Source organism: Streptacidiphilus sp. BW17 (genome assembly GCF_041262485.1).
In the GTDB taxonomy this organism is placed as follows: Bacteria; Actinomycetota; Actinomycetes; order Streptomycetales; family Streptomycetaceae; genus Streptacidiphilus.
In genome coordinates, this window is sequence record NZ_JBGCCR010000007.1 from 237,070 (window position 1) to 250,116 (window position 13,047).

A 13,047-nucleotide genomic window follows, 5' to 3' on the forward strand; every position below is an offset into this window, starting at 1 on the left:
GTGCCCGGGTACGTGCGCGGGCGAGCGGCCGGGTGAGCGGCCAGATAGGTGATCGTGCACCGTCACGCCCACCTCTTCCGTCACCACTGCCACGCGTGACAGGATCGCCCGCGAACATCCGGGGATCAGGTCGTGCACGGAGGCGGGGGACAGCGCGTGGGGGGCTTCGTTCTGCGTCGGCTGCGTGCGCACCGACTGCTGGTCGTCGCCGCGCTGCTGACCATCCTGCTGACCGCCGCCGCCGTCTCCACCCTCGCGGCCTTCAGCCCGGCCGTCGCCGCGGCGGGCGTCCAACGTGCCTTCCAGGTCACCGACCGGAGCCAGACGCCGCTCGTGATGACGGAGTCCACCGGCCGGTCCGGTCTCGACTCCGCGCGCTCCGCGGCGACCGCGACCGCGCACTCCGCGTTTCCCCAGCTTCCGGTCACGCTGGGGCAGTTGGCCGTCTCCGACTCCTACGGCCTGCCGCTGCGGCACGGCCAGAACGCGCAGACCGCCGACCTGACCCTGCTGGCGGACCTCGATCCGTCACGGGTGCGGCTGGTCTCCGGCGCCTGGCCGACGGCCGTCGGCGTCGGCGCTCCCGCCGGTGCTCGCGCCACAGCCGCCGTCGACGTCGCGGTGCCGACGGCGGCCGTGGCGCGACTCGGCGGCGTCGGCACCGTACTGGACCTGACGGACCGTTACACCAGTCACTCGCAGCTGCTCCGCATCGTCGGCGTCTACCTGCCCAGGGCCACCACCGACCCGTACTGGCGGCTCGACCCCCTGGCCGGGCACGGGCTGCAGCCCGGCAGCACCGGCACCAACACCCTCTACGGCCCGCTGCTGGTCCCGGGCAGTGACTTCGCCGGTGGCGCGGTGCCGCAGCAGTCGGTCACCTTCGAGGCCACCGCCGACTTCGGCCGGATCACGGTCGGCCAGCTCGACGCCGTGTCGCGGGCGACCGCAGCCGCCGTCGCCGCGTCCAGCGGCAGCGGCAGCGGGGGCGCAAGCCCGCTGCAGACGACCAGTCAGCTGCCGCAGCTGATCACCCAGGTCCAAAGCGGGCTGCTGGTCGCCCGCGCCGCGCTGCTGGTGGTCTCGCTGCAACTGCTGCTGCTGGCCGCGATGACGCTGCTGCTGGCGGCACGGCTGCTCGCGGAGGAGCGGGAGACGGAGAACGCGCTGCTGCGCGCCCGGGGCGCGGCGCCGCGACGGATCGTGCTGCTGGCAGCGGCCGAGGGGCTGGTCCTCGCTGTCCCCGCCGCCGTCTGCGCACCGCTGCTGAGCGGACCGCTGCTGCGGCTGGTGGACCTGAGCGGCCCGATGCGCCGCGCCGGACTCGACCTGACCGCACCGCCACTCACCTCGGTCTGGTGGGCCGCCGGCCTTGCGGCGCTGGTCGGCGCACTGCTGGTGACCGCGCCGACGCTGGCCCGCTACCGGAGCTTCACCGAGGCCGGCCCGTTGGCGGCCCAGCGCACCCGGCGCGGCGCGCTCCCCGGCGTGCTGCGCGGCGGAGCGGACCTGGCGCTGCTGGCGCTGGCCCTGCTCGGCTATCTGCAGCTGCGGCACTACGGCGACAGCCCCACCGGGTCCGGAGTGATCACCGCGTCGGCCTCGGGCGTCGCGGGCATCGACCCGGTGCTGGTGGCCGCGCCCACGCTGGCCCTCGCGGCCGGGGCGGTGCTGACGCTACGGGTACTGCCGCTGCTCAGCCGCCTCGGTGAGCGGCTGGCCACCCGGGGCCGGGGGCTGCCCGCCGCACTGACGGGCTGGCAGCTGGCCCGGCGTCCGCAGCGCGGGGCAGGACCGGTGCTTTCGCTGGCCCTGGCCACCGCCATCGGCGTGCTTGCGCTCGGGCAGAACAGCAGCTGGCTCCAGTCGCAGAACGACCAGGCCGCCTTCCAGACCGGCGCCGACCTGCGGGTCACCGGCGAGCTGGCCCCCGGCTTCGGCCAGGGCGGCGAACTCGCCGCGCAGCCGGGCGTCTCGGCGGCGCTGCCGGTCCAGCGGGAGACGTTGGCCATGGCCAACGGCAAGATCGCCGAGCTGCTGGCGCTCGACGCCAGGAGCGAGACCGGCCGACTCCCGCTGCGTGCCGACCTGATCGCAGGACCGAAGGGCGCCGACGCCGGCGACCTGCTGCGCTCGCTCCCCGATCCGGCCGTGCCCGCCGACCGGGGAGGCGTCCAACTTCCGGGCCGACCACAGATGTTGACGCTGACCCTGCGGCTCACCACCCGCTCCGGCTCCGCGCAGATCACCCGGGGGCAGGGCCCCGACCCGGTGAGCGTCGACCTGACCGACGGGACCGGCGTGGTCTGGAACTTCCCGCTCGGCTCGGCCCCCGAGGACGGCGTCGCGCACAGCTACACGCTGGACCTGGCCGGTGCGGCGGGCAGCGGCAGTCCGGCGTACCCGCTCACGCTCAGCGGCCTCTCGATCAGCATGCCCTGGGACCTGGACGGCCCCACCTACGACCCGACCGCCACCCCGGGGAACGCCGACAGCTCCGGGCCGCCGCAGGCCCAGGGCCGGACCGTCACCGCCGCCCTGCTCTCGGTCGGCACCGACGCCGGACCGGCGAACTTCCCGTCAGGGCTGGTCTGGCGCAGCCAGGTGGACTGGGGTCTGTCCGGCCTCTACGACCCCTCGCTCTGGTGCAGCCAGGGGGCGGTGCGGACGGCGGCGCCGACCACCGCCGTCCCCGTCCAAGCGACCGTGGCGGGCGGAGTCTGCCGAGGCCTGGTGGTCGAGCAGATCGGCGCGACGCCGACCGCTCAGGTGTCGCTGACGCCGGCTCCGGCCCCGGGCTCGGGCTCGGGCTCTGGCTCGGGCGGGCCGTTGGCCGCCGTGGTCGACCAGCAGTTCCTGACGGCCACGCAGAGCCGGATCGGCTCGGTGGTCGCGCTGCCCGCCGACCTGCCGGGGCTGCGGATCCGGGTGGTCGGTGTGGTCTCCAGCCTCCCCGGCACCGGCAGTGCGGCCGAGCAGGGCCTCGGCGGGTCCGGCGGCTACGGCGCCTCCGACAGCGCGGACGACGCCGGGGCCGTCCTGGTCGACCTGCCCTCCTACGACCACCGTTACCTCGACTCCGGTCCCAACGGCACGGTGTCCGCCGACCCGCAGCCGACCGAGTGGTGGCTGGCCGCCGCGCCCGGCGCCTCGGGGCGGGTCGCCGCCGAGCTGCGCGCGCGTCCCGACACCGGACAGGTCTTCGCCCGGGACGAGGTGGTCGCGGCCGAGTTGGGCGACCCGCTCGGCAGCGGGCCGCAGGCCGCCCTCTTCGGGACGCTGGCCCTGTCGATCGTGCTCTCCGCGATCGGCTTCGGCGTGGACGCGGCGGGCGCCACCCGACGCCGCGCGGGCGAGTTCGCGCTGCTGAGCGCCCTCGGACTCCGCCGCCGCGCGATGGCACGGGCGACGGCGGTCGAACTGGCGCTGCCCGTGGCGCTGGGCGTCGGCGTCGGCCTGCTGCTCGGCGAGTTGCTCACCCGGCTGATCGTGCCGCTGCTGGTACTCACCCCGGCGGCGACCCGGCCCACCCCGCCGGTCCAGGTGTCGGTGCCAGGAGGCTCGTTGCTGCTGCTGACCGCTTCGATCGCGGCGGTGCCACTGCTGGTGGCCGTCCTGGCCGGGCTCCGCGGCGGGGACCCCGCCCGCCGCCTGCGCGGATCGGAGGAGTCGTGATGCGGTCCTCGGTCCCGTGGCTGTGGCCCCGGTTGCGTCACCGTCCCGCCGCCACGGTGTGGACGGGGGTACTGGTGGCCGCACTGGTCTTCCTGACCACCGCGCTGCCGCTGACGCTCGCCCGCTACCAGGACACCGCGCTCGACACGACGCTGCGTCAGGCACCGGTCACCGGCCGGTCGGTGGAGGCCTCGCCCCCCGAGGGCGTGGGCATCGGGATCGTCCCCGGCGAGACCGCGCAGACCACCGTCGGCCCGGCCGGCGGAGCGGCCATGCAGGCGGCCATGGCGACCGCAGCCGACCAGGTCGAGGCACAGATCGGCGCACCGCTGCGGATCGACACGTCCCAGGTCAGCTGGGGCATCCAGGCGGTCCAGCACGCGGGCAACGAGACCGGCGCGGCTGTCTCGGCCCCACCCGGCCAGTCCCCCGGCCCCGCGCCGGACGGCGTTCCGCCGCATCTGTCGGTGGTCTGGCAGCCGACCGGTCAACTGACCCTGATGACAGGACGGTTGCCCGCTGCTCCCACCGGGGCCGGTGCGGGCAGCCTGGAGGTGGCTGTCAGCCAGGCGACCGCGCGGACCATGGGCTGGCACGTCGGCACCCGGCTGCTCGTCCCGGTGCCCTCCGTCTACCGGGGCCAGGAGCAGCTCACCGTCGTCGGGACCTTCCGCGACCCGACCGCAGCGGAGTCCCGACTCCCGTACTGGGCGGGCGCGTCGCTGCTCGGCGCTCCCTCCCTGTACAGCATCCCCGCCCCGGGCCAGACCCTGCACTACTGGGAGGCGGAGGTCCTGGTCGCGCCGGGCGCGGTACGGGCGCTGCCGCAGATCGCGCCGCCCGAGCCCTACTGGTGGTTCCCGGTGGCCTCCGGGTCGCTGAACGCCGGTCAGGTCGGCCCGGCGCTGGACATGCTGGCCTCGCTCACCAACGGCGACCGCGCCTCCACCCTGCTGACCACCGACGATCCCGTCTCCAGCGGTCTCACGGTCCAGTCGGACCTGACCGGGCTGCTCACCCAGTTCAGCGCCCAACGCGACGCGCTGGAACCGGTGGTGACCATCGGCGTCGCCGGAACCGCCGGGACGGCCGCGGCGGTGCTGCTGATGGTCTTCGGTCTCGCCACCGAACGCCGGACCGCCGAACTGGCCCTGCTCCGGGCCCGGGGAGCGGGACTGCGGCTGCTCTTCGGGCGCCTGACCGTCGAGAGCGCCGCCGCCACCGTTCCGGGCGCGCTGGTCGGGATCGGCGCGGCGCTGCTGCTCCTGCCCAGCCGGGTCTGGGCTACCGCCCTCGGCTACGGCCTGGCCGTCCTGCTTGCGGCCACGCTCGCCGGACCGATGCGCATGCTGGCCCGTCACCGTGGCCTGCGACCGGCCCGGACGGACCTGCGGACGGATCTGGTGCGGGCCAGGCCCTCGCGGCGAAGGACGGTCGTCGAGCTGTTCCTGCTGGTGCTGACGGTCGCGGCCGTGGTCGCGCTGCGCAGCCGGGGGCTGGCCCCGACCGGCGGCGGGCTGGATCCGCTGACCGCCGTGGCCCCGGTACTGCTGGGGCTGACCGGCGCGCTGCTGCTCGTCCGCTGCTACCCGCTGCCGTTGCGCCTGGCCGCCCGCCCGGTGACCCGCCGGTCCGGCGCGGTGGGCTTCCTGGGCCTGGCCCGTGCGGGACGAGGAGGCGCGACCGGCAGCCTGCTGCCGCTGCTCGCCCTGCTGTTGGCGCTGACCACCACGGTCTTCGGCGCCACGGTGCTGAGCGGCGTCACCGAGCGCCGCGCCGCGCTCACCACGCAGCTGGTCGGCGCGGACGTCCGCGTCGACGCGGTCGGGTCCGGCGTCCCCGCGCAACTCGCCACGGCGCTGCAGCGGCTGCCCGGAGTCCGAGCCGGGACGGGCGTGCTGACGGACCCGCTGGCCCAGCTCGGCACCGGCCAGACGGTCGTCCCGCTGGGCCTGGTCGACCCCGCCTCCTACGCCAGGGTGTCGGCGTCGATCGGCCTCGGGCCCTTCGTTCCGTCGCTGCTGACCGCCCGCACCGCCGGAACAGGCAGTGCGGGCGCTGTCCCGGTGCTGGCCTCGCCCGGAGCGGCGGCCGAGATCGGCTCGGCGCCCACCACGCTCACCAGCCTGTTCGGCACGATGCGGATCCGGCTGGCCGGGGTGCTGCCGTCCACGCCGTTCACGCCCGGCGGGGACTTCGTGATCGCCGCCCAGAGCCCGGCCCTCGCCGCCGTGCACTGGTCCTCCGCCGCCGCGGCCACCCCGAGCGCCGTGCTGCTGACCGGACCGGTGCAATCCTCCGCCGTCAAGGCGCTGATCGCCGCCTCCGGGGCGCAGAGCCAGGTCGACGTGCTGGACCGGAGCGACGCCGAGGCCTCGCTGGACGCGCAGCCGCTGCCGTCCGGCGCCGTCTCCCTCTACCAGGCGGCGGCGCTGGCCGCGACGCTGCTGGCGCTGCTGGCGGTGGTGCTGGCGCTGCTCCAGGCCGCGCCGGAGCGGGCCGCGCTGCTGGCCCGGCTGCGCACGATGGGTCTGCGCCCGCGGCAGGGCTACGCGCTGATCCTGACCGAGACGCTGCCGATGCTGCTCCTGGCCGCCGTCGCCGGATCGGCGCTCGGGGCGGCGTCGGTGCCGCTGCTCGGCTCCGCCGTGGACCTGGGCCCGCTGGTCGGCTCCCTGGACGGAACGGCGGCGGTCACCCACGCGAGCCCGGCGCTCCAGCTGCTGCCGGTCGTGCTTCCGGCGGCCGTACTGCTGGTCCTGGCCGTCGCGGTGGTGCTGGCCGAGGCGGCGGTGATCGGACGACGCCAGATCGGCGTCCAACTGAGGGCAGGTGACGAGGCATGAGTACCGGGATGGATGACCTCACACTGGACGAGCTGCGCCGTCAGGTGGCCAGTGACCAGGGCCGTCCCCGGTTCGGCCAGGACGCGCTGATCGTCTGCGAGCGCGTGGTCCGGATCTACCAGGCCGAGGGCGTCGAGGTACAGGCGCTCCAGGGCCTGGATCTGACCGTCGCCAAGGGTGAGTTGATGGCCCTGGTCGGCGCGTCCGGCAGCGGCAAGTCGACGCTGCTGCAGATCCTGGCCGGCCTCGACGTCCCGACGGCGGGCAAGGCGCGGGTCGGCGAGAGCGACCTGCTCGCCATGGACGCGAAGGTACGGCTGCGCTACCGCCGCGAGGTGGTCGGCTTCGTCTGGCAGCAGACCGCACGCAACCTGCTGCCGTTTCTGACTGCACGTCAGAACGTGCAGCTGCCGATGCAGTTGGCCGGAACGCACAGATCCGGCGGGCGGCGGGCTGCGCGGGCACGTGCGGTGGAGCTGCTGGAGCTGCTCGGCGTCGCCGAGTGCCGCGACCGCCGACCACACCAGATGTCCGGCGGCCAGCAGCAGCGCGTCGCGATCGCGGTGGCCCTGGCCAACCGCCCCGACGTGCTCCTTGCGGACGAGCCGACGGGCGAGCTGGACTCCGAGACCGGCGCGCTGATCTTCGACGCCTTCCGCACGGTGAACGCCGAGCTCGGCGCGACGGTGGTGATCGTCACCCACGACCCGATGGTCGCCGGCGAGGTCCGCAGGACCGTCGCGGTCCGCGACGGCCGCGCCGCGACGGAGGTGCTGCGTCGCACGGCGACCGAGGCGGACGGCACCGAGACGGTCACCGAGCACGAGTACGCGATGCTGGACAGCGCGGGGCGCGTGCAGTTTCCCCGGCAGTTCCTGGAGGCTCTCGGGATGGAACACCGGGTGGAACTCCTGCTGGAACGGGACCACATCCAGGTCCGGCCGGAGGAGAGCCAATGATCAAAGGGCCAGTTGCAAACGTCTAGGGGCGCGGGGCTCTGCTGATCTCCGGCTCCGCCGCGTGGGCGCGACAAGGTGCCTGTTGGCTGCGGCAGGTGGTTGCACTATCCAGGGGCGCGGGGAACTGCGCGACAAGCCACCCACACAGGTGGAGCACGGAACGCGCAGGGCCATCCGCATGTCAGTGGTTACTCGCGCAGTTCCCCGCGCCCCTGGACGTTTGCAACTGGCCCTTCTGTAAAAGATTCAGGAAACGAGGTGGGCGTTCACCGCCCGCGCCTCAGCGGCAAGCTCGGGCAGTTCCAGCACCGTCGCGCCCGCGGCGGCAAGCAGTTCGACCCCCTGGCAGTCCGCGACGAACAGCGCGGGCTCCCGCCACGCCAGCACCACGCGTCCCACCCCCGCCGCGCGGATCAGCTCGGCGCACGGGGACGGGCGGGACGCGCGGACCGAGCACGGTTCCAGCGTCGAGTAGATCGTCGCCGTCCGCAGTCGCGGATCCGAAGCGTCCAGCTTCCCCAGCGCCGACTCCTCCGCGTGGACTTTGTCGTCGCCGCCCTCGCGCGAGAAGCCCCGGGCCAGCTCCGTGCCGTCGGCGGCGACGACGATCGCGCCGACCGAGTACGCCGTCTCCGAGCGCGGACAGCTGTGCGAGAGCTCGATCGCCCGCCGCATCCAGGCGATGTCGTCCCGCGTCACCACGTCCGCGTCGCTGCGCCGGGCGGCGTAGCGCAGCACCACGATGTCGCCGCCCAGCACCTCCGTGCCGAGCAGGGTCATCCGGCGCAAGGTGTCCTGCGGGAACACGACGCCCGCACGGGGCGGAGCGAAGCGCGGCGCCTCGGCGTCGCCGACGAAGAACGGGGCGACGGCGAGCTGGATCTCGTCGACCAGTCCCGCCGTCAGGAACAGCGACTGGATCGCGCCGCCGCCCTCGACCATCAGCCGCCGGACGCCCCGTTCCGCCAGCGCGTCCAGGACGCGGGCAGGGTCCAGCTCCGGGCCGGTGCCGAGGACCTCCGCCCGCGCGCCGAGCTGCGTGCGCAGCGCCGGGGCCGCCGCGTCCGGGGCGAGGACGAGCTTGTCGCCGCCGCTCTGCCACAGGCGCAGCTCCGGGTCGAGGCCGCCGTGGCCGACCAGGGCCACCTTGAGCGGGTGCTCCGGCAGCCCGCGCCCCTGCCGCGCGCCACGGCGCTCGGCGGAACGGACCTCCAGGCGTGGGTCGTCCGCACGCAGGGTGCCCGCGCCGACGAGGATCGCGTCGCCCGCCGCGCGCAGCTCGTCCACCCGGTCGAAGTCCTCCGGGGAGGAGAGCAGCAGCCGTTCAGGTGACGTGTCGTCGATATGGCCGTCGACGGACATCGCCGCGCTGACCAGGACGTGCGGCCGGCGCGCGGGACGGTCGCCCGGCGCCCCTGCGGTGGCCGCTGCGGCGGACTCGGTGTTCATGACCTGCTCCAACGACCGATGCGGCCCCGGTAATCCCCGGCCACCGTCCGTGCTCGGCCGAACGTGGGTTGTTACGTGTGGCGCACACCTTCATCGGGGACGTTCGGCAGGTCACCCGCCCGACGAGCGTCGTCATGTCGCACCACGCAGTCATACGAGCACATGACATGACCAATCGTCAGCCGGATGCCGTCGCAGAGGACCGACCGAACGGGGGCCGTACGTGCGTTGGCTGATCTCGTCGAGCCTGCGGCTCGCCGCCGCGGTCGTGGTCGCTGCCCTGGTCGTGATGGCCCTGGGCATCGGCTCGCTGCGCCATGCCGCAGTGGACACGCTGCCGGAGTTCCTCCCACCCCAGGTCCAGGTACAGACCGCAGCGGTGGGCCTGTCCACCAACGAGGTGGAACAGCTGATCACCGTGCCGATGGAGGACCAGCTCAACGGGGTGGCCTTCCTGGACCACATGCGCTCCCAGTCGGTCCCCGGCCTGTCCACGATCCAGCTGACCTTCAAGCCGGGCACCGACGTCTACCAGGCCCGTCAGCTGGTCCAGGAGCGGGTCACCCAGGGCCCGGCCGTGGTCAACGTCGGCACGCCGCCGGTGATGATCCAGCCGCTCTCCGCCGAGTCGCGGGCCATGATGATCGGGCTCTCGTCCACCTCGGTCAGCCCGCTCAACCTGTCCACGCTGGCGCGTTGGCGGATCCGCCCACGGCTGCTGGCCGTGCCGGGCGTCGCCAACGTCACCATCTGGGGCCAGCGCGACCAGCAGCTCCAGGTCCTGGTCGACCCCGCGAAGCTGCACGCCCACGGAGCGACGCTCACCCAGGTCATCAACACCGCCAGCGACGCGATGTGGACCTCGCCGCTGACCTTCGTCGAGGCCTCGACGCCGGGCGCGGACGGCTTCGTCGACACACCCAACCAGCGCCTGTCCGTCCAGCACATCCTGCCCATCTCCACCCCGCAGCAGCTGGGCCGGGTCCCGCTGGAGGTGGACACCGGCATCAGCAAGCTGAAGCTGGGCGACATCACCACCGTGGTCGAGGACCATCCGGCGCTGGCCGGTGACGCGGTGCTCACCACGCAGGCCGGAGCCGGGACCGGGTTCCTGCTGGTGGTGGAGAAGTTCCCCGGCGCCAACACCCTGGCCGTGGACCGCGGCGTGCGGCAGGCCATGTCCGAGCTCTCGCCGGGCCTGTCCGGCGTCACCGTGGACACGCAGGTCTACCGGCCGGCCTCCTACCTCGACTCCGCCCTGCGCAACCTCGGCTGGGCCGCGGTAGCCGGGCTGGTCCTGCTGATGCTCTGGCTCGGACTGGTCTGGCGCTCCTGGCGGGTCGCCGTGGTGGCGTTCGTCGCCATCGGGCTGCCGCTGGTCGTCGCCGCCTGGGTGCTCGAACTGCGCGGCGAGACGTTCAGCCTGCTGACCCTGTCCGGGCTGGCCGTCGCCCTGGCCGTCGTGGTGGACGACGCGGTCTCCGCCGTCGCCGCGCTGCGGACAGGGCTCGACACCGCCGGAGCCGACGCCGCTGTGCCCGATACCGACGGGCGCGACGGGCGGGCGCACGCGATCACCGAGGCGCTGCTCGGTGTGCGGCGGCCGCTCGGCTTCGCGCTGGCGGTGATCCTGCTGGCGGGCGTGCCGCTGCTGCTCGTGCCCGGCAGCAACGGCGAGCTGACCCGGCCGATGCTCTTTACCTACCTGCTCACCGTCGTCGCCGCCACGGCGGTCGCGCTGACGGTCACCCCGGCGCTCAGCCTCCTGCTGCTGCGCCGCACGCCCGAGCAGCGCGGGGCGCCTCCCGTGGTGCGCTGGATCCACACCGGATACGACCGGGTCGGCCCCGCCCTCGCGGGCAAGCGCGGTGCGGCCGTCGGTCTGGCCGTGGTGCTCGGGCTGGCCGCGCTGGCGATCATTCCGCAGTTCGGCTCCGGCGGACTGCTGCCGGTGCTGCAGGACCGCACCCTGATCGTCCAGTGGAGCGCCGCGCCCGGCACCTCACTGCCCGCGATGCGCCAGGTCACCCAGACCGCCGGGGCCGAGCTGCAGCAGGTCGGCGGCGTCACCGACGTCGCCAGTGACATCGGCCAGGCGCTGATGGGCGACCAGATCGTCGACGTCGACACGGCCCAGACCTGGATCACCGTCTCCGGCAACGCCTCCCTGGAGCGCGCCAGGGACGCGATCCAGACGGTGCTCGGCCACTACCCGTCGCTCAGGCACCAGTTGCTCACGTACTCGCAGAGCGCCGTGGCCCAGGCCCCGCGCTCGGACACCGGCCCCGGCGGCTCCGCGCCGCTCACCGTCCGGCTCTACGGCACCGACTGGACCACCCTCAGCACGGAGGCGCAGAGGCTGGCGGGCGTCGTCGACCGCGTCCCCGGGGTCAGCGGGGCGACGTTCCGCACGCCCATCCAGGAGCCGTCGATCCTGATCGACACCAATGTGGACAACGCCGCCAAGTACGGCCTCAAGCCGGGCGACGTGCGGCGCGCGACGGCGGTGCTGATCTCCGGCATCCCGGTCGGCAGCTACTACCAGCAGCAGCAGATCTTCGACGTCGCGGTGTGGAGCGTCCCGACGGTCCGGGCCAACCTCGGCGACATCCAGAACCTGCTGCTTGACACCCCGAGCGGCGGCGTGGTCCCGCTCAAGGACGTCGCCTCGGTCACCATCGCGCCGGCCCCCAAGGAGATCGACCACGACCAGGCGTCCCGCTACCTGGACATCACCGCGAACGTCCACGGCCAGGACCTGGGCACCACGGTGTCCCGGGTGCAGAACGCGGTGCAGGGCGTCGCGCTGCCGCTCGGCTACCACGCCGAGGCGTCCAGCGGGCTGAGCGAGCAGCAGAACGGCGCACTGCGGATCATCCTGGTCGCCCTCGGCTGCCTGATCGGCACGCTGCTGCTGTTCCAGGCCGCTTTCCGGAACTGGAGCCGGGCCGCGCTGCTGCTCCTCTCCCTTCCGCTGTCGCTGGCCGGTGGTGCGCTGACCGCGCTGTTCGCGGGCCGGACGCTGACGACGGGCACGCTGATCGGGTTTCTCGGCGTCTTCGCCTTCGCGGTCCGGGGCGGGCTTCTGGTGCTGCGCCGCGCCCAGCAGTTGGACGGCCAGGGCCGCCTCGAGCCGGCCCTGGCCGCGGCCCGGGAGGCCTCGGTGCCGCTGGTCGCCTCGGCGGTCGGGCTGATCCTGCTGGTGCTGCCGTTCACGGTGCGCGGGGACGTCGCCGGGACCGAGCTGGTCCGCCCGCTGTCGCTGGTGCTGATCGGCGGCGTGATCACCGCAACCGTGGTGACACTCCTGCTGCTGCCGGCCTTCGCGGGTCGGGGCCGCCGCGACGAGGTCGGCCTGCCGCCCGGCGGCGGCTTCGGCGGGAGCTTCGGCGGCGCGACCCCGGCCGTGGCCGGTACGGGGCAAGCGGGTGCCGGGCAGACAGGCACGGGCTACAGCAACGGGTCGGACGGCCGGAGCGCGACCGCGCTGGGTGGCCGACCCGGTGACGGATCCGGTGGCTTGCCCGGTGACGGATCCGGCGAGGGCAGAGTCGACCGATCCGGCGCGGAACCCGACGGTCCGCAGGGCACGGAAGGCAAGCGGCGGTGACCGCCCGAACGGTGATCAGCCGTCAGGTCCGGACGCACCAGGCGCGGACATCCCGTAGCCGCGTGTTGGCCGCGGTCGGATGCGCCGTGCTGAGCTTCGCCCTCGCCGCGTGCGGGCCCAAGAACGACCCCCCCGCCGAACCCGACCCCGCCTCCCTGGCGCCCGCGCCGTCCATGCCCGGCGTGACCACCGCGAACAACGTCCACCGGGTCGTGCTGACCCCGCTGGCGGCGCGGCAGATCGGCGTGCGGACCGTGCCGGTGCAGGCGGCGAGCGGCGGCAAGGGCGAGCAGGTCCCGATCACGGCGGTGGTCTACGACCCGGAGGGCGTCCCCTGGGTCTACGTCCCCGACGGGAAGCTGACCTACCTGCGCCGGCCCATCACCGTCCAGGGCTACGACGGCGACACGGTCGTGCTGTCCACCGGTCCGGCCGTGGGCACCCCGGTGGCCGTGCAGGGAGTCGCCGAGCTGCTCGGCACCGAGTACGGCGTGGGGGAGGAGTAGTC

6 protein-coding genes are annotated in these 13,047 nt (G+C 74.3%); 5 read left to right on the forward strand and 1 reads right to left on the reverse strand.

The genetic code is table 11. The features are described from left to right. Positions 1-156: 156 nt before the first annotated feature. Genes ABH940_RS11700 through ABH940_RS11710 form a run of 3 tightly spaced genes read left to right on the forward strand, consistent with a single transcriptional unit; the run spans position 157 to position 7,480 of the window. Positions 157-3,675: an FtsX-like permease family protein gene (locus ABH940_RS11700; RefSeq protein WP_370105188.1), complete on the forward strand. Its 3,519-nt coding sequence runs from the start codon at positions 157-159 to the stop codon at positions 3,673-3,675. Beyond that, the gene (locus tag ABH940_RS11705; protein WP_370105189.1) at positions 3,675-6,521 is read left to right on the forward strand and encodes an FtsX-like permease family protein; all 2,847 of its coding nucleotides are present in this window, start codon (positions 3,675-3,677) and stop codon (positions 6,519-6,521) included. The genes ABH940_RS11700 and ABH940_RS11705 overlap by 1 nt, the downstream gene beginning before the upstream one ends. Positions 6,522-6,529: 8 nt before the next feature. Beyond that, positions 6,530-7,480: an ABC transporter ATP-binding protein gene (locus tag ABH940_RS11710; RefSeq protein WP_370105190.1), complete on the forward strand. Its 951-nt coding sequence runs from the start codon at positions 6,530-6,532 to the stop codon at positions 7,478-7,480. Between the two features lie 246 nt (positions 7,481-7,726). Here ABH940_RS11710 and ABH940_RS11715 read toward each other — a convergent pair whose 3' ends face one another. Beyond that, positions 7,727-8,929, reverse strand: a complete 1,203-nt coding sequence (locus ABH940_RS11715; protein WP_370105191.1) for a dihydrofolate reductase family protein — start codon at positions 8,927-8,929, stop codon at positions 7,727-7,729. A 223-nt stretch (positions 8,930-9,152) separates the two neighbouring features. Between ABH940_RS11715 and ABH940_RS11720 the strand changes: the two genes are divergently transcribed. Together ABH940_RS11720 and ABH940_RS11725 are read left to right on the forward strand one after the other, a co-directional pair. Then, on the forward strand, positions 9,153-12,539 hold the full coding sequence (locus ABH940_RS11720) for an efflux RND transporter permease subunit (RefSeq protein WP_370105192.1): 3,387 nt from the start codon (positions 9,153-9,155) through the stop codon (positions 12,537-12,539). 62 nt (positions 12,540-12,601) lie between these two features. Further along, positions 12,602-13,045, forward strand: coding sequence for a hypothetical protein (locus ABH940_RS11725; protein ID WP_370063223.1), 444 nt, complete (start codon positions 12,602-12,604; stop codon positions 13,043-13,045). Positions 13,046-13,047 lie beyond the last annotated feature (2 nt).

Excerpts from the sequence above, each read along its gene's own strand:
- ABH940_RS11715 (WP_370105191.1), bottom strand. The coding sequence starts at position 8,929 with ATGAACACCGAGTCCGCCGCAGCGGCCACCGCAGGGGCGCCGGGCGAC.
- ABH940_RS11705 (WP_370105189.1), top strand. The coding sequence starts at position 3,675 with ATGCGGTCCTCGGTCCCGTGGCTGTGGCCCCGGTTGCGTCACCGTCCC.
- ABH940_RS11710 (WP_370105190.1), top strand. The coding sequence starts at position 6,530 with ATGGATGACCTCACACTGGACGAGCTGCGCCGTCAGGTGGCCAGTGAC.